This window comes from Lentilactobacillus fungorum, assembly GCF_016860605.1.
Lineage (GTDB): Bacteria > Bacillota > Bacilli > Lactobacillales > Lactobacillaceae > Lentilactobacillus > Lentilactobacillus fungorum.
The window spans coordinates 41,689-64,536 of the sequence record NZ_BNJR01000017.1 but is presented as its reverse complement, the minus strand read 5'-3'; the positions used below and the strand labels follow the sequence as shown (position 1 = coordinate 64,536).

The following is a 22,848-nucleotide window of genomic DNA, read 5'->3' as shown; positions in this document are numbered from 1 at the left end:
CACACTCTCCTCCTTGGGCGGGTTCATTTAACAACTACGAAAAAAGAACCGTAAATTTTCAACGACGTCCCCCGACGAATCGCCCTCAGAAATAGGCCATTAACTATATTGATATTCTTATGATAACCATTAATTACATCAAGGTCACTTTTAACGCCTATTTAACATTGGCGGTAGGCAAACCTGACAAACTGCGGTAAACTGACACAAGTGCAACCACTTGAAATGAAATGGAGGAACTCATGAGTTACTTAGAATTACGCAACATTAAGAAGTCCTACTATTTAGGCAGCCAGGAATTTCCGGTGCTGACCGGGATTGATCTGTCATTTAATCAAGGAGAATTTGTCTCAATCCTAGGAGAGTCCGGTGGTGGTAAGACGACGCTCATGAATATCATTGGCGGCTTGGATAGTAATTATTCTGGTGACGTGGTTTTAAACGGCAAGTCGCTGCGCCACGATACTTCTAAGCAATTGGATGCCTATCGCCGCCAAACGATTGGCTTCATTTTTCAAAACTTCAACCTGATTAGCCATTTGACGATTTTTCAAAACGTCATGGTCTCACTGCAAATGACCAAATTAAGCCATAAGCAACAAGAGCAGCGAGCCCGTGAGTTATTGACCCAAGTGGGCTTATCTGAACACATGAAGAAGTATCCTAACCAAATTTCAGGCGGCCAAAAGCAGCGGGTCGCAATTGCTAGAGCGTTGGCGTCTGATCCGGAAATTATTATTGCCGATGAACCAACCGGCGCGCTGGATAGCCAAAACACCCAAGAAATTTTGGAGCTGTTGGACCAAATCGCTGCCGAGGGTAAACTGGTGATTACGGTAACGCATTCGCAAACGGTAGCGGACTATGGCACCCGAATTGTCCGGTTAGCGGATGGCAAGATTGGTGAAGACACGACGATTAAGAAACCTTACAAAGCCAGCACCGAAAATGAACTGTCAACGCGGACGTTAAAGTTTGGCGCAACCTTAAAAATGGCGCTTGAAAATATGCGCTATAACCTCAAGCGAAACCTCTTGATTGTGTTTGGCGCGGCAATTGGGATCTTTAGTGTGATTGTGATGCTGGGCTTAGGCAGCGGCGTTCAAGGCTACATTAACCACGAAATTTATTCGCAGGTGAACCCGAATGCGGTTCAGGTAACTAAAAATGTGTCAGGTGATTCCAGCCCGGACATTGATAAGATTACGGTTAACGGCAAGGATAAGGCGCGGATTAAAAACATTAAGAACGTTAAAACGATGAGTGACGGTTATTTTGTCCAGGGCGGCAGCCAATTGCGCCAAGGGAAAAAGACTGCTTCGGTGTCGTTTATGCAAACGTATAATAAGACGATCTTGACCAAGAGTATTTCAAAGGGCAAGGCACCGAAGAATGGTCAGATTTTGCTGACTAAGGAGATTGCCGAGAAGTTTAATAAGCAGCATCCCAATGCGATGGTTGGCAAGAAGATTACCTTCTATCAGAACACGCTGGATAAACAAAAGCGTCCGGTTGTCTTGAGCAAGACGTTAACGGTCAGCGGCGTTTCTAAGGCCAATACCGGCTCGACGTCAGTCACTTACCAGACAATGAAGTCGCTTTATAGCGCTAAGGGGCTGACCATTAAGCCTAACTTTGTCACAATTGAAATTGCTGGTAACGTTAAAAACGTTAAGCCGGTGACTAATAAAATTAAGGCACTCAAGAATGCGAAGGGTAAAGCAGCTTACCAAATTACGGGTGTGGGTGGCTTTGTGGATACGCTGAACACGTATATTACATTAGCGGTTAACGTGTTGGCAACGATTGCCGGCATTTCCTTGTTGGTATCGGCGATTATGATTATTGTGGTGCTATATATCAGCGTCTCGGAACGGACTAAAGAAATTGGTATCCTGCGGGCGTTAGGCGCCTCTAAAGGAAGCATCCGCAACCTGTTCTTCTCGGAAGCATTCTTTATTGGCCTCTTCTCGTCGGTCCTAGCGATTGCGCTAGCGGAGATTTTACAAATGGTAGCAAATAATTTGTCGCAGTCAGGAATTAATTACGCAATCATGCAAATTTCGACGGGTAATTTAATTTTTGGATTTTTAGTTTCCGTAATAATTTCGCTATTGGCAGCTTTGGCACCGGCAGGTAAGGCGGCTAGGTTGGATCCGATTGAGAGTTTGAGCTATGAATAGAGTGAGCGGAGCAAAGCGGTTAGAAAGCGGAGCCTAAGTTGGCTTGGTCGAAAATCCCGGGCCTGGATTTTTGGCCAAGTCGACTTAGGTGCAGCTTTCTGCTTTGCGGAGCTGTCCTAATCTATATGAGGGAGAACACCACCCACAAGGTGATCTGATACTTCCATGCGAGGTGCTTATGCGCAAGTCTCTGCCCGGTGTAGCACGTTTTAGCTATATAATGGCGAATAAGGAAATCCCGGGCCTGGATTTTTGGACAAGTCGATTTAGGTGCAAGCTTCTGCTTTGCGGAGCTGTCCTAGTCCATATGAGGGAGAACACCCACAAGCTGATCTGATACTTCCATGCTAGGTGCTTATACGCAAGTCTCTGCCTGGTGGAGCTGCCCTAATCTACGTAAGAAAAAACGACCACTTGCTCAAGTTGTTTATATGTGTCTCCCTAATCTTTTTCTAATGTAGAACGGCCGCCAAGACAGCAGTTAGCAATGGATACATCGGCTAAAATTTAGTTAAAATTAAAAATCACTTGACATTCTCATTTTAGTGACTAAACTATATAGACAAGTTGATAAATAAAGCAGTGAGAAGATGAGTAGTTTTGGAGCGGTGCCAAGAGAGTTCACGTTGGATGCGAGTGAATGACCGCGATGGAATGAAGATGGTCTTTGAGCAGAATGTTGTTGAGCATAAGCAAAACAACTTGGTGAACGCACCTTATAGCGGTTGGGCATTGATTTTGAGTGCCTAGTGAGTCACGTAGTGTGAGCTGCGTGAAAATTAAGGTGGTAACGCGACTATATCGTCCTTGTATGGATTAAAAATCTGTACAAGGACTTTTTTTATGCGTTTTGATGTCAATTTATCTAAAAATAAACGAGGAGTGGTTTACATGACAGTAGCAATTCAAACCAAATTTCCAAATCGATACGATGAAGTCGGCAGCCTTTTGCGGCCAGCCAGACTTAAGCAGGCTCGGGCTGATTATCAGGCCCACAAGATTGGCGTTGATGATTTGCGGAAAGTTGAAAACGAAGAAATTGAACGGATTGTTAAAAAGCAAGTTGAATTAGGCTTAAAGGACGTGACTGATGGCGAGTTCCGCCGCAGCTGGTGGCATTTAGATTTCTTTGCGGCTTTGAAGGGCGTACAGTATTTTGTGCCAGAACACGGTTTTATCTTCCATGGCGAAGAAACCCGTAAAGGCGGCGTGAAGTTTACTGGCAAAATTGGTTACAATCCGGATCATCCCTTCTTTGACGGCTTCAAATTCTTAAATAGCATCGTCCCAGATGGGGTTGTTGCCAAGCAGACGATCCCAAGTCCGGATGTCTTCTTCCCCAATGAAGACGCAGAAGTCTACGATGAATATTATCAGGGCGACTTTGATGCTTTCTTGGCAGACGAAATCGAAGCCTATAAGCAGACTGTTCAGCACTTTTATGACCTGGGTTGCCGTTACCTGCAAATCGATGACACCTCATGGGGCATGTGGGCCAGCTTCTCGGATAAAACGTTGAAGCCAGAGTTAAAGCCATTAGCAGAAGCCGCTGTGAAGGCCATTAACGCCATCGCCGACAGCAAGCCCGATGATTTAACCCTGACCATGCACGTATGTAAAGGCAATTACGATTCAACTTGGGCCGGCGCTGGCGCATACGATCCGGTTGCCGATTACTTAGCTCAGCTGCACATCGACGGTTACTTCTTGGAGTATGATGACGAGCGCTCTGGTGGCTTTGAACCACTAAAGAAGATTGCTGATAATGGCCGCAATCAACGGATTGTAGTTGGCTTGGTTACGACCAAGAAACCGGATTTGGAGGCTGAAGACTTATTGAAACAACGAATCAAGAAGGCCAGCCAATTTGTCCCGCTAAAGAACCTGTGTCTATCACCACAATGCGGATTTGCTTCAACCGAAGAAGGCAATCACCTGACTGAAGAAGATCAGTGGAATAAGCTGCGGTTGGTCATTAAGGTCGCCAAAGATGTTTGGCAAGACGCTGAATAACTCAATTTGATTAACGAATTTAAAGAAAGCCATGAGAAGAAGAGTAGCCAATGGGATTGATCGTCAGAGAACCCGGATGATGGAAATGGGTGATTAGTTTCTTGGTGAAGATGAACTTTGAAAGGTGTTACGCCGTGCAAGCAGCGTGATCGGTAGGAACCGTTGGCCAAGTCAAAGTAAGTTTGAAAATCTGGATGACGCCGGCCAAGCCCATTACCCAGGTTGGGATCTTGACGCGTTGAAGTTCATTTATGAGCAACGTCACGTCACGGCAAATGGCCATGAAACCTTTGATACGGACACCGCTACGAAACAGGAGAATGGCTTAGTGGGTGAATATTATGTTTTGTCCCACGGCCACTACCAAGTTGAACTGCTTGATAACTTGGACCTGGTGCCAGCAACGGGCGCTTATATTCACATTTCGGTACCTAAAGCTGAGAAGGCGCCGGGCTTTCCGGTGAGGGCTTATGCAGTGGTGCCGGAGTAAGATAATAAAGAATAGTTGATTTACAAATTAAGTCTCACTGGCCAGTTGACTAGTGGGATTTTTTAGTATGTTCATTATGGCAAATATTACGATTTGAATAGTTGACCGGCTCAGGCATGAACAATTAGAATAATAATGAGGGCATACAATTATTAGTTACTTAGTTATTTTTGGGGTGAGGAGGAGTATATATGAATACAGTTGGGGTCCCACATCGTCTTAGGTGGGGAATTCAAAGTTTATTACTCATGTTATTTAGTTTGTTGGCAATTGTTCTGGTCTCTCAGCAGACCGCTAGTGTGAAGGCTGCGACGGCTTTTGAGCAAACGATGGCAACAATACCGTTGAAGAATCTGCCGAATGGTGAATCAACGATCAACCAAACTAATCAGTTGCAGAAAAACGAAACCGTTAACAATGACGATACTTTGTTAACGGGAAGTGGTATTACCTATTTAAATGGTGGAACTACTGGTGGCCCATTTTATCCTGGAGAACTGATTCATTTAGTTGCTCAAACTAAGGTACAGGGAACTGGAAATTATTTCTCAAATGGGCACGCCAAAATATTGGTTGATCGAAATACGTTTCAGCCAGTGTCGACAACGGATGTTTCTGATAGTACGTATTTGAAAAATTCACCAACAATTACCAGTGATTCAAATTACGACATTATTAATTTGGATTTTAAGACAATTACCAGTGGGTCCCCTGTTGGCATTGATTTTATGCTCCATTTAAAGCCGGGGGCAGTTAAGGATCAATCGACCCATTCAATTCCGATCCAATATACTGATGAGAAAGGTAATCAGATTTACACGAATGATACTTTTACAATTCAGGCAAAGACGGATGCACCAAAGTTATATACTACGTCAGGAATTTTTAACTTGGATTATACCCACTGGAATGGAGATAAACTGAATCAAGATTTTACGGGTACCTATGTCAATAATGGATTTATCTATAACCCAAGGACTGAACCTGGCGATTATACGATTACCTTAAAAATACCAGACGGGTACACAATATCAAAAGTGTATGGTAATGCAGTATATGATAAAGAGACAAATACGATTACTGATCATCTTAAGCTAAACAGTAATAATCTTGTGGAACATGGGGATAACGATTATCAAAATGATCTGTTTGACTTTTCGATTGTTTACCCCAAAGGCACCCCGGCAGGGACAAAGCTTTCTCTGCAATATACAATGACGGGTCCTAAAAGTGATACGGCCAAAACAACTATTGGAATTGCTAAGGACGATCAACCAGTTCCATACTTTAATGCACGAAATGGTAAAGTAACGAAATGGAATAATTCTTCGCGTTATTTGGACTACGATCAGGTAACAGGTGAAACACCAGTTATTACGACCATGACCCCTGTCGAGATGAATAACTTTCAAGGCCTGAATTCTGAAGGCACAACCGGGCACAATTATGTAGAAGTAAAGAGTGTTACTGACACCCCTCAATTTAATTATCCAATGAAGCAAATTGAAATGGTTGATACGGATCAGCTAAGCAGTGCTTTCAAAGATCAATTAAATGATAATGAGGTAACAGCAACTTTCGATGGTCAACAAGTATCGCTTGGGTCCTTAAAATATGGTCAGCCAATTAATTTAAAAGGTAAAGCTTATTCAAATATTACAGTCACCTTTAAATCGCCGGTCCGCTTTGATGACCCCAAACAAACGGCATTTCAAATAAAAATAACTGGAAATGTCACCCAAAAGGCCATCGACAATTTTAAAAATAGTTCAGAGTCAAAGATCTCTTGGACTAATGATTTATCAACGGTATTTAGTGAAACATCAGAGGATAAAACTAGTAAGAGCAATGTCTATCACAATCCTGAAACCGCGTCGACCGATTTTGGCCTGACCAAGCCGGCACCGCCGGAGCCTGAAAAACCACTTGTGACATTTTATAACTGGCAGGGAATGGGAATCATTAATAATAATGGCCATCAAATTTTAGGCGGTCAGCCATTCACGAGTAATTTCTTATTTTCTGCAGGTGGGAATAAAAATCTAAAATTAAAACCACAAAATGGCAAGCTGATTCTTATTGTTCCAGACGGCATCACACTTGGTGCGCCAACTGCAAATGGCCTATCAGGTTTAAGAGTGGAGAAAAACTTCCATGGTAGCGGAAAAACCGCAATTATTGGCGATATTACCAATTTTGATGATTATGTTCAAATGTCAGACCCTAATGGAATTTCATATCGTATTTCATTAAAAGGAGAGCCAGGACTCGTTAATGGGCATTATATTATTGAAGGTTACTTAGTATTTGATAATAATAATTGGGAAGCATTTCCGACAACAGATTTTCATGTGGATAAACACGATGCAACGGGTGAGGATTATGGCCTTTATCAAAATACAAATGATCCCAACAGTATTTTCTCGGCTACAACAGATATTTACTATTATCCGTCAAGCAGCTCGTTAAATATTAATCAGATTAGTATTAGGGACAATCAATCAGGAGATTATGGTCCATATGTTTCCGATACCGGTCAAACTTTACAGAGCGGGGATCGCTTTAAGTATCAATCAGCGATCATCAATAATGGTGATACTGACTATAACCATTTAGACGCAATCGATATACTGCCTTATGATGGGGACCAAAAAATTGGCGAATCGGACGGTTCTACTTCAAGGGGATCTACTGCGGCAGTTCACTTAACAGGTCCAATTACTAATCTCCCACAAGGATATACAGCTTTGTATTCTATTGATAAGCCGACGACACCATTGGTAGATAATTACAAAGCTACCTTCGTTAACGCCGATCAGGTTGCTGACTGGGATCAGGTGAAAATGATTAGAGTTACCGCAAATAACGGAACAATTCTTTCACCTAAGCAGAAGATAACTTTCAATTACCCAGCAGCGTTTGCCAATGATGCCAAAGCAGGCGCAGTTGCCGTCAATACATTCTTAATGCGCAAAAGTGATGGGGATACGTTGCTTGAATCTACCCCAGCAACCGCGCGAATTGCTGATCCATACGCAGACGTCACTATTCAATTCTGGGGTCGAAAATCAGATCAGGCTGACTATCAACCGATTGCGTCACCAATTGTCAAAACTCACCAAGAAATTGGTAAGCCGTTCCAGGCAAAAGCTTCAGACTATCCAGCAATCGCCGATTATGTGCCAGTTGATAATGATGATCATGGGCTTAAATCAGTTTCGAGCGACCCAGCTAAAAATGTTATCAAACTCTATTACAAGTACCAAAAAGCCCCGGTAACGCCTGCTACAGTCGATGGGACGGCTCGATTTAGGGACGAGGATAACAATCCAATTGCTAAAGACGTTTCATTTGGTTACAAGGAAGATGAAGGAAAGACCTATAACCTCGATATTAATGAAGCTGTTCAGAAGACAATTTCTAACTTGGCTGACGATTACACCTTTATCAACACAGATCTGCCAACTAGTGGGACTTTTATTAAAGACAATCCAGTTGTCGTCACCTATAACTTCGTGAAGAAGGGAGCCGTGACGGTTCGTTACGTTGATGCTAATGGTGTCCAAATTCATGATCCACAAATTCTCAAAGGCAAACCGGGTACGCAGTATGATGTTTCTAGCGAGAAGTATCAGCCCAAAATTTCTGGTTATACATTGGATAAGGCCAAGCTGCCAAAGAACGCTATTGGTGAGTTTGCCAAGGCTGGGACGATTGTCACTTATGTTTACAAGAAGAACGAAACGCCAATTACCCCTATCAATCCGATTAACCCAGTTAACCCGGTCAATCCAGTTAACCCGGTCAATCCAGTTAACCCGGTCAATCCAGTTAATCCAGTAACACCAGTCAATCCAGGCACAACCACCCCATCACCAACGCCTACGCCTAATGACACTAAACAACCAAGCGTCATCGCTAAGAAGGGTGAAGCAGTTTACTCATTGAAGAAGATTTACCTCTACAAACATAGCACTTTCGATAAGCGTGAACGCCTAGCCGGCTACGTCAAGAAGCCGCGGGTTTACCGCCCAATGTTTGTGGTAACGGGTTATTCACACTCTAAGAATGGTCATTTGCGTTATAAGGTTCGCGACGTCAATCACTTGACTAAAAACCGTCACAAAAAAGGCTACATTACCGCTAATTGGAATTATGTCCGGCCGGTCTACTATCAAAGCAAGCACCAGACGTTGACTGTGATTAATCCTCGTGGCGTCAATGCTTATAAGAAGGTTAACTTAACCGGCAAAGTCCGCAACTACAAGCAAGGTACAGTCCTCCACGTGACTAAATTTGTCCACCATAATCTGACCACCCGTTACGTTTTGAGTAATGGTCACTACATTACCGGTAATCGGAAGTTAGTTCAAATGGGCAAGCAAAAGATGCCACGCTACGTTAGAGTCAAGCAAAGCATCAACCGTTATAAGAATGTTAACTTAACCAAACGTACCCAGCATATTAAGCAGGGTGCGAAACTGCGAATCAAGAACTTTGATTTTGCCCACGCTAACAGCGTTACTAAGAAAGGCCTGATGAGGTATCACGTGTCAGGTGGTTATATCACCGCTAACGTGAAGTTCGTCAAAGTGATTCGATAATTAATTTAGCAGTCTATCGTTTATATCGATAGGCTGTTTTTTGTGATCAGGGAACATCATGCCATGATAAATTAAAGACGGGCAACGCCAAATCCAAAGTCGATATCAGAGGTAGTAACAACGACTGATGAGGCGGCATCTAAGACAGAGAAAGTTCCTAAAGGTGTCCCTAAGAAGGGAGAAGCGGCGTATGCGACTAAGCATATCTACCTGTATCAAAATGCCACATTTAAAAAGTCGCAGCGAATTGCCAACTATCCAAAAGCCAAACGCGTGAACCGGCCGATGTTTGTGGTCACTGGATATGCTTATTCCAAGAACGGTCTGTTAAGATACCAGGTACGTGATGTTAAACATAAGGGTAAAACAGCTGGCAAGACTGGCTATATCACAGCTAACCGGGAATTTGTTACTAATGTCTACTATGGATCAATGCCAAAGAATCGTACGATTAAAGTGATTGCCAAAAATGGTGTGAATGCATATCGGAATACGGATTTAACGGCTAAAGTTAAAAATTACAACCGAAATAGTCTCCTGAAAGTAAAAAAGCTTGTTAAGCATCGTTTAACAACGCGATATCAGCTGACAAATGGTCATTATGTTACTGGGAATAAAAAATTAGTCAGCCAAAATGGTCAGTAGTGTCAATAAGAAGTCAAAGCTGGGGGGAAAGATACCCAGCTTTTTTGGCGGTTATTTATAAGAAATAATCTTTATTTATAGTAAACGAGGGTTATAATTTAGTTGAGCGGTATTACATAATTGGCTTAGTTGTGATGCAATATTGTTCAATATTATGTATTGGGAGGGTAATTTATGAAGCGACAAGTTCAGTGGTTACTATTAGCCACAGCATCAGTGTTATTAGTGCTAGTTGGTTTTTCACAGGGGATGCCAGCGAAGGCTTACACAATCAGTGGGCCGTTTTATAATGCAAGTTCAGCGACTAATCAACCAGCAAAATATGGGGATATTTCCTTTACGAGTTATTTTGAAACCGCAGATGGGAAGAGCAGCTACGCAAATGCCCCATATCCGCGGACGTTAATTGACCCTAAGAAGCAACCGGTTGGATCAACGATTAATTTGATTGTTACTATGACCAACACGGGCGGGAAAGCTGAGAAGGTTAATCGAAACATTCTTTTCCAAGATCCAGCTACGGTTGCGGCGTATTATGGCATGCAATTGGGGCTTGCTAAGAATGCCGGTTCAACGTTTAAGGATGTTGCGCAGGATACTGCCGACTCTGGGTTTACGGTAACTTATGATACCGCCAAGAATTATAACTATAACCAGACCTATGATGCGGTTAAAGCTAATCCTGATAGCGTTGATAAGTTAGGGTTTACAGGAACACTTCAAGCCGGCCAAACAGTTACTTATACAATTCCGCTTCAAATCAAGCGATATTTGACAAAGCCGAGCGACCAAACGAATGCGCGATACGCAGCAACATATGTTGATCCGACGACGCTTGATGATTCAATCGGCGGTTATCGATTTGATTATTACTTTGGAGAATTAGGGGATTATCTATTCTTACCAAATAGCCAAACACCAAATAACCCCAAGGTACTGACCCTTAACTTTGCAGGGAAAGCTGATCGTTCTGTCCCAACTTACCCAACTAGCATCGGACACTATGCTGTTGCGGCAGACGCTGACGGCCATTACAATTTTGATCCGACCGATTTTGGAGTTCCGGCAGATCAAAAGGCGCAAACGACTTTGGCTGAAATTGTGAACGGCAAAGATGGCTGGACTCTTAAGACAGATCAATCACTTCCTGTTTATGGAGGGACCGTTACGAATACGGACACTGATCCTAAAGATAGTAATCAAGTTACAACAGGACCATTCAATTTTGATAAGGATGTTAAAGTTGCCCAGTATCTAGCCAAGCTGTCCCAACCCAGCCAAGATGGTCAAATTGCCAATAAAGTGGTCTTGTTTGATGTTCTACCAAATGATGCGCCTAAAATTAGCGCTAAGGACGCAACAATTGATTCCAACACGGCCATCACACCAGCAACGTTTACGGCAGATCCAGCCGACGCATCTGTTTATGTGCTGGATGCCAATAACAACTTAGTAACTTTATCGGACAAGAAAACCGTTCCAGCTGGGACTTATACCGTGCTCCTGACTAAAGTAGGCGACGTTTCCAAGAAAGTGACGTTGACTGTTAAAGCCGCTCCAGAACCGACGCCAACACCGACACCAAATACGTCAAGTAACAATGATACGGCGACGGGGACAATTGTCACGCCAAGTACCAATAGTTCCTCGACAACGAATTCCAACGCATCATCTACAAGCACGACGACTACCACGGAACCCGCTAAGACCACTAGCAAGACTATCACGCCAAAAGGTGCTTACACCAAGGGCACGGCCGTTTACGCTACTAAGAAGATTTACCTTTACAAGAACGCAACCTTTAAGAAGAGCCAACGGGTGGTTAAGTATAACAAGGCCAAACGAGTGAACCGACCGATGTTTGTAGTCACTGGCTACGCTTATTCAAAGGGCGGCGCATTGCGGTATAAGGTTCGAGACGTTAACCACGGTAAAAAGTCAGCCAACAAGACCGGCTATATCACGGCCAACAAGAAGTACGTTGTCAACGTTTATTACAACACCCTACCAAAGAACAAGCGGATTACTGTAATCAATAAACGCGGTGTCAATGTTTACAAGAAAGCCAACTTAACCAAGAAAGTTAAGAATTACAAGCAGGGCACACATCTTAAAGTTAAGAAGATTGTGCGTCATAACTTAACTTCACGTTATCAATTAACTAACGGTGATTACATCACTGGTAATAAGAAATTGGTTATTCAAGGGAATCACTAATTGAAAGGAGTTTGAAAAGTCGGAATTTGGGTTCCGACTTTTTTGTTGGTTAGAGTTTTGATAAAAATGTGCCTTCATGGGCTAATAATGAGCCACCCGCCCACCTGTTTAATAGTTATGAAAGCTTTATCTTTGTTAATCCTTATATTTTTGCCCGAGTGAGCAAATTTCTTTGATAAAACGCGTATTTACTTGGTATGCGGACAAGCCGAAAAAGGGCGAATCATTTTAGAGTCATGATATTATTCGTATGAGGAATATATGTTGCAATATGAATACTAAGCAATTCAGCATTATTCACCGAATGGAGGAAATTACTCATGACCAAAGACGAACTCGTCGCCCGATTAAATACCCCAAATAAACAAATTAATGATAATCAACCGGGCTCCCCAGCCTATGAGCAGGCTGCAGAAACGTTACAGCAATTAGTGTTTGGCAACATCGGTATCAAGGAAGCACATTTCCTGGCTCAAGCGCTGGGGCGGCCGCTGACCAATGAAGAGACTGCGGCTGTGATCCTTGGGGCTGAAAGCCATGAGCCTTTGAATCATGCAATTAAACTACCAGTTGAAGCCGACGCAGCCTATACGATTCGGGATGAACGCAATCGGATGGGGATGACCCAAGTCGAACTTGCCAAACGGATTGGCTTGACCCAAAGCCAATTGGCCAAGATTGAAACTGGCCATGCCGCGATTAGTCTGGTGACACTTCAGCGGGCGATGAAGGTGTTGGGCAAAACCTTTGTGGTGGGGCGTTAGTTGCAAGAGAAACGATGAATGAGAAAAATAACAAGTGACGATTAGCGTAGTTAATAGTTGTGTAGATATTTCAGTTTGCATGTTATAATTGCGTTATAACGTAGTGTGAGGAGGAACCACTATGGCTAAAATTAAAGTTCGAAAAATCGGCAATTCACTTGGCGTTATTCTTCCTAAAGACAGTGGCATTTCTGAAGGTGATGAGTTGGAATATACAAAGGAGGATGAGACTATCAAGCTTAGTTTAGTTGAAGCTCAGAAGGCTCATGATCGAGCGTTAATTGAAAAATCATTTGAAGATGTTGAAAAAGGAAACTTGCATACTGAAGAAGAAATGAAACAGATATTTGGCAAGTATGGGTGGGGTAAGTAGTGCCAACGTACGACATTCTATATACAGATTCGTTTATTGCAAGTTTGAGAGCCATTATCTCAGATTGGGCAGAGATCGGATTTGATGATGACCAAATCCAATCTTTCATTCGAATCGTTTATCGTGAAATTGAACTTTTAAAGACTTTTCCCAAGAGATTTCAAGATGTTACTGACTTATATCATTTTGAACAAGTAACTCGGAGATTGTTAATTGGTAGGTATGCAGTTTTTTATCGAGTGGATGATGCTAGGAAGATGATTGATATTGGTTCGGTTTTTAGTTCTAAACAGATGGACCTCCGCTTTTGAGAAGACTAACTGAATATCAAACACATGCGGTAGCGGTTAACCATTATGGTTACCGCTATTGTTTGAATGCAGCTGAAACTAGACTGACTTCTAAATAGTTGATAATGGTCGTTTCTGAGGGATCAAAAAATCTATTCAAGATTCTTGCACCACCTCCTAAAGCGATTACAATTGGTGGTGAATTGAAGATAGATTAGGTTTGGAATAGAGGAGGCAATCATCATGACCACAGCTTTTGCAAGTCCATCGACGTATGTCCAAGGAAAGAATTTATTAGATAATGCCGCAAAATATATCAAACCTTATGGGGACAACGGGCTGTTATTGACGGATGACATCGTTTGGAAACTAGTTGGTGAGAAGTTCTATAAAACGCTGACGGATTCTGGCTTAAAGATTGAACACGTTACCTTTAATGGTGAGAGTTCACCGGAAGAAATTGATCGAATTAAAAAGATTGGCGACACGACTGATGCCAAATTCGTGATTTCGCTCGGTGGTGGTAAGACGAACGACACTACCAAGGCGGTTGGCGATCAGCTCAAAATCCCCGTGGTGATTGTGCCAACTTTGGCCTCAAATGATTCACCATGTACGCGGTTGAGTGTTATTTACTCTGAAAGTGGCGAGTTCATTAAATACATTTTCTACGATAAAAATCCAGACTTGGTACTGGTTGACAGCTCTGTGATTGCTGGCGCGCCGGTTAAATTCCTAATCGATGGCATGGCGGATGCCTTGTCGACCAACGTTGAAGCCCAAACGGTTGCCCGGGCAAGGGAGACGACTTTGTTGCCGTTGAACACCCAACAGACCGCTGCAGGCTTGGCACTTGCCGAAAAATGCCAAGAGTTGCTCTTTACTTATGGCAAGCAGGCAGTTACCGCTGCTCAGAATCATCAAGTCACGCCAGCTTTGGAACATATTATTGAAGCTAATATTTTGCTAAGTGGCGTGGGGGCTGAAAGTTCAGGCCTAGCTGCCGCTCACAGCTTCCAAAATGGCTTGACGGCGTTATCCGGTGACGTTCACAAGCTGTCTCACGGCCAAAAGGTTGCTTTTGGGACCTTGCTGAACTTGGTTCTGGAAGGGGCCGGCGACAAGACACTGGAGCGTTATCTCAAGTTCGAAGTTGATTTGGGCTTGCCAACGACATTAGCCGATTTGCATCTGGAAGATGCTTCAGATGACGATTTGATGAAAGTTGCCAAGTTGACCACTCAAGAAGGCGAAACAATTCACAATATGGGCTTTAACGTGACTGCTGATGATGTTTTCCAAGGCATCAAAGCCGTTGATACATTCTCGAAAAACTTCCAAGGAATTGACTAACCACTATCTGACCGGTTCCTTGGAAGGCATTAAACCATCGTTGTAGGCGGGACCCCGCAACGGTGGCTTTTTTTGTTTTAAAAAATCGAGGAGATACTCACAGACATGTTTGCGTATATAAAATTCAGAAGCACAATCTCAGCAAAGTTAAAAGATCATATTAGAATGCTTGATGTGCTTTGATAGCATATATGATATCATATAAAAGGCCTATCTCATGCAGTTTGATTACTACGATTGGGATGATTTTATTAAGGAGCTAGCTAAACTTCCTAGGGAAGATCAAGCAAAAATGCTCGGTCGAATTACCAAAATTGAGAAGTATGGGCTAATGATGGCGTTTCAAAAACAATGGATCAAGAAAGTAGATGACAATTTATTCGAAATTCGAGTTCATTTTAGCAACGGTATCAGCCGGTCAATATATTTTAAAGATGCCCTTGGTCGATATGTGATTACGCAAACTTTTATTAAGAAAACCCAGCGGACACCCAAATCTGAAATAAAAAAAGCAAGACGTCGAAGGAGGCGCTACGATGACACCCACCGAAAAGATGATTGAGACAATTAGTAAATCGGATCCTCAGTTCAAACAACTCGTTGAACATTATCAGCAGCAGGATGATTTTGCCGTTGAAATTTCTAAACTCAGAAAAGAGCTTGGTTTAACCCAGCGACAATTAGCCGACAAAGTTCAAGTTCCTCAATCCACGATTGCTCGCTGGGAATCGGGGGATGGCAATATCACCATTAAAAATATGGAGAAGATTGCCCGAGCGACCCACAAAAAATTAGTGATGTATTTTGAATGAGATCAAAAGAAGCAGGCATGTTGCCTGCTTTTTTGTATCTAAAGCTAAGGCCCAGTTAATCAATCACGCTCGGCTCGTAGCCCATCGCCCTTAGCACTTGTAATAAATCCCGGTAACTCAGTAAAACCGTCGCGGTATTAATATTAGGATGTGCCGGAATTGCCGTCATTGATTGAAGATGCCGGTGCAGTAAAACTTGAACTTGGTGATGACGATCATGCATCAGTGCCAGTGGGGTGACCATGCCAGGCACCAACCCTAGTAATTGGGCCAATTCAGCTTCGCTCGCAAAGGTGAGTCTGTTGCGGGGGATGCCTAGTTGGTCAGCCAATGACTTGAAATCAATCCGTGGATTATCAGTTAGGTAAAGGTAGAACTGGTTGGTTTTCTTTTGTTTTAGGAGCATATTCTTTACTTCGTGAACCCCTTTAGGCGCGTTAGGATCATTCATTGTCCAAATAGCCGGATGATCGAGTCGTTTGTATTTAATCCGCAAGTTATCCAGCAGATCCAAGGCTTCTTGTTCGCTAGCAGGTTGCATGTTGGTCACTCCAATTTAGTAATATGAATGGTTTGATAGCCAATTCGTTGGTTGTAATTTTTGAAATGAACACTTATTTCGAGTACTATTATTTTGGAGCAAAGTGAAATGCCTTTGCTTGATTGATGTGGTAGGGGGTCGCCACATTGCCTGACAGAGGCCTTGTATCTATTCACTAGTCGCGGTTAGAGACGCTTTCTAACCCTGTACCCTTAATTTGATGATTCAGCTGTCAGCAGTTGCTGGCGGTATTTTTTATACCAACCACTTTACATACAGGATGAAGCGAATTGCCAAACCAGAAGAAGTTTCCAAGCTAGTATTATTCTTGGCATCCGATGATTCAAGCTATTCAACCGGAGCAGAATTTGTTGTCGATGGCGGCTCAACCGCGCAATAAGCAAAGTATCAACTTCATAGCAATCGTTAAAGGCAGGACACATTTCGAAAATCGAAAATGCGCCCTGCCTTTAATATTAGGATTCCTTTACTTACTGATAATAAAAATCATAAATGCTCCAAACAGCAGCCAGCGGTTTTACCAACGACAACCACCCCCGAAGCACGTCCCAATTAATCCGAATCCGACTCATCGTGATCCACGCTCCAAACAGTGTACAAAGCTAATGCCACAATTCCCAGCCATTTGAGCGATCCCATGAAGAACCAGCATAATACCAACGCCACGAGAATGAATAGATACTTAAGTGTATGCGCCATGTCATTTCTGCCAAGTTGGGCTAAATTCCCCCCAACTTAACGCACCCCCCAACTAATTGGTTTGTTCAATTTCTAGTATAGAAGACCAATCCCGATTTGAACACCTGAATCATGCGCAATTAAAAATTGAGGCGTTGTTAGCAATTCACTAAAAAGCCGCGCAACTGCCCCGTACTGATTTCTGTCAATCATTTTCCTGTCATCGCCAAAACTTAAGCCAATTATTTTCAAACAAATCCCGGCGTTTCAATGATCATCCTTCTCTTATTTCCTAATAAGTCGTGCGTTGTGGTGTAACTGCTTTCATCCTATACTGCTTTCTTGTGACAAGGGCCCTTGGATCAATTCAAACGATAGGAAGATTCAAATGACAATCCAGGATCAAGCAAACCAAGCTCAAGCAAACCAAGTTCAAACAGACGACCACTTAATTAATGAAGCATTTCAGTTTCTCAAAGCAGACAATCACGAACAGCTTATTTTCGGTGTCCTCAAACGACTGCACGTGACCAAAGCCAGTCCGCATTACGATGATTTGACCCAAGAAGGGCAGATTGCCTTTGTGGAAAAGTATTGTCAGGCAAAGAAGGCCGGCAAGCAGGCCAAAGCGCTAATGGTGTACATCTACCAAGGCGTGTACTGGAAGTTGTTGGATTATCTCCGCAAGCAGGCCAGCATTAATCAACACGTCCAGCCAGTAGCCAGCGAGGATGACGACCCGCTGGCAGCCTTGGCAGACCCCAACCATACCGTTCAAGGATATGAAACCAACGCGTTTGCCAGCCAGCTGCGGGAAGTCCTCACGCCAAACGAAGACCAGTACCTGTCGCTGGCCATGCTTGGCTACAACCTAACCGAGATCGCGGCTCACTGTGGCGTCTCCCGCCAGACCGTCTACAAGTGGCGAAATCGCCTTCGCCAAAAGCTTGCCAGCTTAAATCAAAATTAGGTTGACACTTAGTACCCCTTATTTCGTTATTAATAGATGTAAGGGTTGGCCAACCGGCTTACAACTAATTGAAGCAAAGGAGAACCATATTATGAAGAAAGACTGGTTAAAATCTAGTGTTACCTATACGTTGGTTAATGAAGCTCACAAGAAAGGTGTTAAGCATTCTTTTAGCAATGTCGCGCAAAATGTGACGGCTGAATCGGTGACGGCTTTCAGCAAGATTCTGGAAGGCATTATTGAAGGTACCGTGGCCGACGCGGCAGTGATGTCAGTCGACCGGGTTGATATCGATGGTCAGCCGGCGCAGGTACCAGCAGCACCCAAGGCTTAATTAACGGATAATCGGAGGAAATCAATATGAGAAAATTAGAATTGGTATTCAAGTCATCAGACGACAAACTCAAAACCATGGTCATCAACTACGCCAGCGACACCTTAACGGCCGATGACCTCAAAGCCCGGATGGAACAGATCGCCGCGCTCAACATGTTCCAAAAAGACGGCGTTAATCTGTACTCGACGCCAGTTGCCGCGCAATACCGTGACACCCAGATTCAATCCCTGTTTGATAACCGGGAGAAGCAAAAGTAGTGACCATTAGTTGAAGTTAATATAACAGTTTATGTATTAAGCATTGTTAAGGTACAACCGAGAAGGTGACTTCCCGGAAGAAACGGTCTGTTCCTGCCAAAGGATGGTGGGGACGGCCGTTTTTTTGCGGGCAAATGGCGGCCGATGCCAATTTTATGCCATCAAAAAGTAAGTAAAACCAGTTGCCACGATAAAAGTGATCGATTAAAAAGCAACGCATTGAGACTTTTTGAACGGGTCAATCAGGTCGATTGCCCACAATGTATCAATCGCAACATTCCGCGAAGCAAAGCCGTTCAAGGGGCTTGTCTGAATTACTTAACCCCACGGCTGTTTCTATTACAACAATGTTTCAGATATAACAAACACATAAATAAAAAGCATTTGCCTTGCGATATGAAATGTTAGGCGATACAATAATAGACGTAGAGTTGATTAGGTACAAATTGTCCTTGTTATTTCAGCTTTCGTAAGTTAGAATAATAAGTGCAGTTTACATATACCTAGTGAACTACAAATCATATTATATTGGAGGAGACAAGATAATGAAATCAAGCTTGAAGAAATCATTATTTGTAGGCTTGGCTGCTTTAGGCTTTGTCGCAGTTGCTGGTTCAGCTAACGCAACTACTGCAAATGCTAAGAGCTATGCTAAGGTTACATCAAATAAAGCTTTGAGTACTGATGCTACTACCCGTAACGTTAACGTTAACGGTACAAACGCATTGTACACCAAGGCTGGTACTTTGAAAGGTGCCAAGACTGTTGCTTCAAAGACCACTTTAGCTGGCCTTAAGGACAACAAGACTGGTCAAAAGAACTGGCGTGTATATCGTGTAGCTACTACTAACCGTGGTTCAGTTTACTACAAGGTCGTATCATTTGATAAGACTTACCGTGGCTGGATCTATGGTGGCAAGAGCACTTCAGCATTTGCTGGTGGTCTTACTAAGTACAACACCACTACTACACCTGCTGGCACAACTGCTGCTAGTTCATCAGCAAGCAGCTCATCAGCTTCAAGTACTTCTGCAAGTAACGCATCATTCACTACACCATCAAACCAGACAACTGCTTTGACTGATGCACAAAAGAACGCTACTTACAAGATTACTAAGGCTGGTACTGCTAACGATGGTACTGCAACTACTTATACTTTCCCTGCATGGACACAATATAAGAAGGGCCGTACTGTAACTGATGCAACTCCTTACGCAAACGACACATTCAAGATTACAGACCAAACTACTCGTACTCGTGAAGGTGACCTTTGGGTTAAGGTAGCTGATACTAACACTACTAACGGTGCTAAGATCAACGGCTGGATCAAGTACAGTGCTTTGACTGCTACTTCAACTACTCCAGCTCAAACTCCAGTTGCTGACAATGCAGTTCGTTTGAACTTCACTGATGCATCTGGTAAGACTGTTAAGACAGTTGATTACACTAAGGCTGGCGCTTCTAAGAAGGGCGATGCTCTTGGTACATTAACTTATAATGACACTACAAAGAGTTATGCTTGGACTGTTAACGCAGCTGACAAGACTAACTTATCAAATGCTATTAGTAATGCATTAAGTGGTACTGGCTACTCATTTGATCTTTCAAATGCTGCCAACGAATCACTTGTAGCTCAAGCTAAATTGGGCGAAACTACTAATATCACTTTGGCTAAGGGTGCAACTGTATATCAACAAATCACTCCTTACTCACAGGATACTGCAGACAAATCAGATAATTTAACTTCAACGAAATTAACGGTTATCCCTACTACTAATACTAACCCTCAAGCATTTGCGGGTAAGGTTGTAGTTCCTGTTAAGGGTACAGATGCTGGTAATGCTGATACAACAATTGACTTATCAACATTTGTAAAGAAGGATGCGTTTGATGTTAGTGGATTTAAAGCTGCATACGCATCAGCATTGACTGCTGCCAAATATGATAAGAATAGCTCAGACGATGTAGCTGCATTTGCTACTGCCTATAATAAAGCAGTTGCTGCAGCAGCCAATACATCATATATTGCTCCTGCTAACTTGAACACTACTGATTTGTTCTCAGGTAGTCAAAATGCTACATTCACATCTGCAGATGTTGCAAGTTACATTAGTAAGCATGCTACATTACAAACCTTGAAGTCAGGTGTATTCCCTGTTGTTTCAGCTGATGGTTCGTCAGTATCTTACGACCAATACACATTTAACTTTAGTAATGGTAATGGTGGAACATTTGGTACTACACCAGTTCGTGCAGTTTACACATTTGCTTCAGACAAGCCTGCTACAAATGTTACATTCCCAGTTGCTAACAGCTCAACTGCAAACACTGTAAGTCCATTTAACTAATGGATAGTGTGTGTTGCTTTGTAGCTTAGCATATAGAAAGTAATGCAAATAGCTATGTCAAAAAGCTTCGGAACTTCCGAGGCTTTTTGTATACATAAAAACCTCCCAACTCGAAAATGTTAAGTTGGGAGGTTTTTGAATACTTTAAGAATTCAGTTAATTTATAAAGATCAACGGATATACTGTCGTATAAATTGCGCGACAGTCTCTAACTTAATGCCAATGGAAACAATGCTATTATCATCAAAGGAGTCTAAGCCGACATCATCTTGAACGTAGTAAATGTTTCCCTCGGCTACCCGATTGGTTTGTTGCCACCATAAGACATTTCTAAAGGGATCTTCACCTAAAGGTAAGAGATCCAGCTTTACCAATTCAGGCCGTTGAGCTTTAATTAGTCCTACATAGTCACCTACCTTATGCCAGTCGTAAATAGTAGGTACATATAGCGTATGATGCGGGTTCAGTGGTAACATCATGCAAACCGTTGGACCCACGCACCTATTTTCATGTAATCCTTTAATTAAATCAATCGATGACTTAACTGGTTCAATCACCGGCTTGTGATTGTTGGCGCTTAAAAGTTCATGGTCGGCAAAGGTTTCCCTGGTTGGTGATAAGTTTAATTTATAGGGTGTCTGATACTTGTCCACCCACTGTTTGGCAGAACCCAAGTGGGGACACGAATTTCGGTGCATTGGCATCCTAACTAATTGCATCCAACTATGATCATTATTGCCGGGATTGGCGAAATTCAAGTCGTATAGCAAGTCGTATAGATGGTGCCAAGTGTATCCAGGCGGTTTGGTTTGTAGACGGCTGCGGCGTTGGCGGCTAGAAAGTCGTTATTGCGTTTACCAGTTAGCTTGATTTTTACGGGATGACAGCACAGCTCCTTGCCTTTTCCGATGGCATGATGCAGCGTTACTTGCGTGAAATTCGGCGTGTATTGATTGTGTTACTGGCACCAATGGGCAAAACAACCTCAATGGGGTATGGACTAGTGCAATTGATAGCAAAGCCATTATCACCTGAACTGCCAAATCTTAGCACTTAATCAAGCCATTCAATCTCCTTAATCTGCTTAAGTCCAACTAATCAATGAGCTGGCTAACAAGCTCCTTCACGTCATCTTCGGTATACTCAAACCCGGCAAACTTGAATGACTTTCTAATAATTGCCTCCTTGATGAATTCAAACAACTCCAGCGGGCTTTCCTGAAAGTTGCCAAATTTAAGCCGGCTATACGAATCATGGAACTCACCGCTATTGGCTAGCGACATTTGAGCAAGTAGTGAATCATGTCCTCGCTGGATCAGGTTGGCATCCTTACGGCGTTCTAAGATGAAATTTTGGGTTGCCGGAATAATCAGCGGGTGTTCACATTCCTTGAACCAGAGTTTGACGCAATGGAAGTTGGTATGTTCCTGCATCCCCTCAATCTTCATGGTATTCAGCCAACTTTGGGTGCCGTTTTTGGCGGTCTTCAATGGCGAAAAGTTGAGGCCACCATAAACGTAGGGGACATATTCCCTAATCCCTAAGTGAAAGGCCATGTGTCTCATAAACCAATGCGTCATAATTTGATGTTGCTTTGTCATCTTCTTCAGCAATTGCTTAGGCGACAAAGTGACGGCAACGAGGCCTTGCTTAACGTCTAGGATCGCGGTCTTATACCGCTTGTTTTCCAAATTAATCAGCATCATCACATTTGCATAGGTCGGGTCATACGACGTCAACCGGTGCTTAATATGGCTCAGCTTCAACTTAGTCAGGTCCAACGACTTTTGATGGGTCTTTCGGCCACTTTGGGTTAAATGGTCACTGTAATGCATGGATTAAATTCCTCCTGAAAGTAGTCACAACGGGCAATAAATAGTTCGGTATATCATCATTTTCTAATAAATAGGATAATTCTAATATCACGAAAATGTATCATACCGTAATTTGTT

At 42.8% G+C, this 22,848-nt stretch carries 18 protein-coding genes, 3 pseudogenes and 1 other annotated feature; of the genes and pseudogenes, 17 read left to right on the top strand and 4 right to left on the bottom strand.

What is annotated here, in order from left to right; translation table 11 throughout:
* Positions 1 to 242 precede the first annotated feature (242 nt).
* The 12 genes and pseudogenes from YK48G_RS11040 (at position 243) to YK48G_RS10985 (ending at position 15,744) form a co-directional block, all read left to right on the top strand.
* The gene (locus tag YK48G_RS11040) at positions 243 to 2,183 is read left to right on the top strand and encodes an ABC transporter ATP-binding protein/permease (RefSeq protein WP_203630773.1); all 1,941 of its coding nucleotides are present in this window, start codon (positions 243 to 245) and stop codon (positions 2,181 to 2,183) included.
* A gap of 573 nt (positions 2,184 to 2,756) precedes the next feature.
* Positions 2,757 to 2,995: a binding site (T-box leader), on the top strand.
* A 79-nt stretch (positions 2,996 to 3,074) separates the two neighbouring features.
* Entirely contained in the window at positions 3,075 to 4,196 is a 1,122-nt protein-coding gene (locus YK48G_RS11035; protein WP_203630772.1) for a 5-methyltetrahydropteroyltriglutamate--homocysteine S-methyltransferase, read from the top strand.
* Between the two features lie 160 nt (positions 4,197 to 4,356).
* Positions 4,357 to 4,686, top strand: a pseudogene (locus tag YK48G_RS11030) (cyclase family protein); the annotation flags it as partial.
* A 191-nt stretch (positions 4,687 to 4,877) separates the two neighbouring features.
* Complete coding sequence (locus YK48G_RS13565; RefSeq protein ID WP_232365356.1) at positions 4,878 to 9,290, top strand: DUF5776 domain-containing protein; 4,413 nt, start codon at positions 4,878 to 4,880, stop codon at positions 9,288 to 9,290.
* A gap of 285 nt (positions 9,291 to 9,575) precedes the next feature.
* Positions 9,576 to 9,935: a DUF5776 domain-containing protein gene (locus YK48G_RS11020; RefSeq protein ID WP_203630771.1), complete on the top strand. Its 360-nt coding sequence runs from the start codon at positions 9,576 to 9,578 to the stop codon at positions 9,933 to 9,935.
* A 174-nt stretch (positions 9,936 to 10,109) separates the two neighbouring features.
* Positions 10,110 to 12,152, top strand: a complete 2,043-nt coding sequence (locus YK48G_RS11015; protein ID WP_203630770.1) for a DUF5776 domain-containing protein — start codon at positions 10,110 to 10,112, stop codon at positions 12,150 to 12,152.
* 320 nt (positions 12,153 to 12,472) lie between these two features.
* The gene (locus YK48G_RS11010) at positions 12,473 to 12,916 is read left to right on the top strand and encodes a helix-turn-helix domain-containing protein (RefSeq protein ID WP_203630769.1); all 444 of its coding nucleotides are present in this window, start codon (positions 12,473 to 12,475) and stop codon (positions 12,914 to 12,916) included.
* Positions 12,917 to 13,037: 121 nt separating this feature from the next.
* On the top strand, positions 13,038 to 13,289 hold the full coding sequence (locus YK48G_RS11005) for an AbrB/MazE/SpoVT family DNA-binding domain-containing protein (protein WP_203630768.1): 252 nt from the start codon (positions 13,038 to 13,040) through the stop codon (positions 13,287 to 13,289).
* Positions 13,289 to 13,600, top strand: a complete 312-nt coding sequence (locus YK48G_RS11000; protein ID WP_203630767.1) for a type II toxin-antitoxin system RelE/ParE family toxin — start codon at positions 13,289 to 13,291, stop codon at positions 13,598 to 13,600. The genes YK48G_RS11005 and YK48G_RS11000 overlap by 1 nt, the downstream gene beginning before the upstream one ends.
* A gap of 222 nt (positions 13,601 to 13,822) precedes the next feature.
* Positions 13,823 to 14,932 carry a glycerol dehydrogenase gene (locus YK48G_RS10995; protein ID WP_203630766.1) on the top strand — a complete coding sequence of 370 codons (1,110 nt, stop codon included), beginning with the start codon at positions 13,823 to 13,825 and terminating at the stop codon, positions 14,930 to 14,932.
* Between the two features lie 217 nt (positions 14,933 to 15,149).
* Positions 15,150 to 15,494 carry a type II toxin-antitoxin system RelE/ParE family toxin gene (locus YK48G_RS10990; protein WP_203630765.1) on the top strand — a complete coding sequence of 115 codons (345 nt, stop codon included), beginning with the start codon at positions 15,150 to 15,152 and terminating at the stop codon, positions 15,492 to 15,494.
* On the top strand, positions 15,469 to 15,744 hold the full coding sequence (locus YK48G_RS10985) for a helix-turn-helix domain-containing protein (protein WP_203630764.1): 276 nt from the start codon (positions 15,469 to 15,471) through the stop codon (positions 15,742 to 15,744). Before YK48G_RS10990 ends, YK48G_RS10985 begins: the two co-directional genes overlap by 26 nt.
* A gap of 55 nt (positions 15,745 to 15,799) precedes the next feature.
* Here the strand turns inward: YK48G_RS10985 and YK48G_RS10980 are convergent, their stop codons facing one another.
* Positions 15,800 to 16,285: a YbaK/EbsC family protein gene (locus tag YK48G_RS10980; protein WP_203630763.1), complete on the bottom strand. Its 486-nt coding sequence runs from the start codon at positions 16,283 to 16,285 to the stop codon at positions 15,800 to 15,802.
* A gap of 280 nt (positions 16,286 to 16,565) precedes the next feature.
* Between YK48G_RS10980 and YK48G_RS10975 the strand changes: the two are divergent.
* Positions 16,566 to 16,685 (top strand): annotated as a pseudogene (locus YK48G_RS10975) (SDR family oxidoreductase); the annotation flags it as partial.
* A gap of 173 nt (positions 16,686 to 16,858) precedes the next feature.
* Here YK48G_RS10975 and YK48G_RS10970 read toward each other — a convergent pair.
* On the bottom strand, positions 16,859 to 17,005 hold the full coding sequence (locus tag YK48G_RS10970) for a hypothetical protein (RefSeq protein ID WP_203630762.1): 147 nt from the start codon (positions 17,003 to 17,005) through the stop codon (positions 16,859 to 16,861).
* A gap of 367 nt (positions 17,006 to 17,372) precedes the next feature.
* Here YK48G_RS10970 and YK48G_RS10965 point away from each other — a divergent pair, with 367 nt between their 5' ends.
* The 4 genes from YK48G_RS10965 to YK48G_RS10950 all read left to right on the top strand — a co-directional run bounded on the left by YK48G_RS10965 (position 17,373) and on the right by YK48G_RS10950 (position 20,896).
* Positions 17,373 to 17,954, top strand: a complete 582-nt coding sequence (locus tag YK48G_RS10965; protein ID WP_203630761.1) for a sigma-70 family RNA polymerase sigma factor — start codon at positions 17,373 to 17,375, stop codon at positions 17,952 to 17,954.
* 91 nt (positions 17,955 to 18,045) lie between these two features.
* A complete protein-coding gene (locus tag YK48G_RS10960) occupies positions 18,046 to 18,288 on the top strand; it encodes a DUF1659 domain-containing protein (protein ID WP_203630760.1) in 243 nt (80 codons plus the stop codon).
* A 26-nt stretch (positions 18,289 to 18,314) separates the two neighbouring features.
* Positions 18,315 to 18,548, top strand: coding sequence for a DUF2922 domain-containing protein (locus YK48G_RS10955; RefSeq protein ID WP_203630759.1), 234 nt, complete (start codon positions 18,315 to 18,317; stop codon positions 18,546 to 18,548).
* A 545-nt stretch (positions 18,549 to 19,093) separates the two neighbouring features.
* The gene (locus YK48G_RS10950; RefSeq protein ID WP_203630758.1) at positions 19,094 to 20,896 is read left to right on the top strand and encodes an S-layer protein; all 1,803 of its coding nucleotides are present in this window, start codon (positions 19,094 to 19,096) and stop codon (positions 20,894 to 20,896) included.
* A gap of 170 nt (positions 20,897 to 21,066) precedes the next feature.
* On the opposite strand, the pseudogene YK48G_RS10945 reads toward YK48G_RS10950, so the two are convergent.
* Both YK48G_RS10945 and YK48G_RS10940 read right to left on the bottom strand, forming a co-directional pair.
* Positions 21,067 to 21,696, bottom strand: a pseudogene (locus YK48G_RS10945) (HNH endonuclease); the annotation flags it as partial.
* A 294-nt stretch (positions 21,697 to 21,990) separates the two neighbouring features.
* A complete protein-coding gene (locus tag YK48G_RS10940) occupies positions 21,991 to 22,731 on the bottom strand; it encodes a hypothetical protein (protein WP_203630757.1) in 741 nt (246 codons plus the stop codon).
* Between the last annotated feature and the right edge of the window lie 117 nt (positions 22,732 to 22,848).

Excerpts from the sequence above, each read along its gene's own strand:
- YK48G_RS11040 (WP_203630773.1), top strand. The coding sequence starts at position 243 with ATGAGTTACTTAGAATTACGCAACATTAAGAAGTCCTACTATTTAGGC.
- YK48G_RS11035 (WP_203630772.1), top strand. The coding sequence starts at position 3,075 with ATGACAGTAGCAATTCAAACCAAATTTCCAAATCGATACGATGAAGTC.
- YK48G_RS13565 (WP_232365356.1), top strand. The coding sequence starts at position 4,878 with ATGAATACAGTTGGGGTCCCACATCGTCTTAGGTGGGGAATTCAAAGT.
- YK48G_RS11020 (WP_203630771.1), top strand. The coding sequence starts at position 9,576 with ATGTTTGTGGTCACTGGATATGCTTATTCCAAGAACGGTCTGTTAAGA.
- YK48G_RS11015 (WP_203630770.1), top strand. The coding sequence starts at position 10,110 with ATGAAGCGACAAGTTCAGTGGTTACTATTAGCCACAGCATCAGTGTTA.
- YK48G_RS11010 (WP_203630769.1), top strand. The coding sequence starts at position 12,473 with ATGACCAAAGACGAACTCGTCGCCCGATTAAATACCCCAAATAAACAA.
- YK48G_RS11005 (WP_203630768.1), top strand. The coding sequence starts at position 13,038 with ATGGCTAAAATTAAAGTTCGAAAAATCGGCAATTCACTTGGCGTTATT.
- YK48G_RS10995 (WP_203630766.1), top strand. The coding sequence starts at position 13,823 with ATGACCACAGCTTTTGCAAGTCCATCGACGTATGTCCAAGGAAAGAAT.
- YK48G_RS10990 (WP_203630765.1), top strand. The coding sequence starts at position 15,150 with ATGCAGTTTGATTACTACGATTGGGATGATTTTATTAAGGAGCTAGCT.
- YK48G_RS10985 (WP_203630764.1), top strand. The coding sequence starts at position 15,469 with ATGACACCCACCGAAAAGATGATTGAGACAATTAGTAAATCGGATCCT.
- YK48G_RS10980 (WP_203630763.1), bottom strand. The coding sequence starts at position 16,285 with ATGCAACCTGCTAGCGAACAAGAAGCCTTGGATCTGCTGGATAACTTG.
- YK48G_RS10970 (WP_203630762.1), bottom strand. The coding sequence starts at position 17,005 with ATGGCGCATACACTTAAGTATCTATTCATTCTCGTGGCGTTGGTATTA.
- YK48G_RS10965 (WP_203630761.1), top strand. The coding sequence starts at position 17,373 with ATGACAATCCAGGATCAAGCAAACCAAGCTCAAGCAAACCAAGTTCAA.
- YK48G_RS10960 (WP_203630760.1), top strand. The coding sequence starts at position 18,046 with ATGAAGAAAGACTGGTTAAAATCTAGTGTTACCTATACGTTGGTTAAT.
- YK48G_RS10955 (WP_203630759.1), top strand. The coding sequence starts at position 18,315 with ATGAGAAAATTAGAATTGGTATTCAAGTCATCAGACGACAAACTCAAA.
- YK48G_RS10950 (WP_203630758.1), top strand. The coding sequence starts at position 19,094 with ATGAAATCAAGCTTGAAGAAATCATTATTTGTAGGCTTGGCTGCTTTA.
- YK48G_RS10940 (WP_203630757.1), bottom strand. The coding sequence starts at position 22,731 with ATGCATTACAGTGACCATTTAACCCAAAGTGGCCGAAAGACCCATCAA.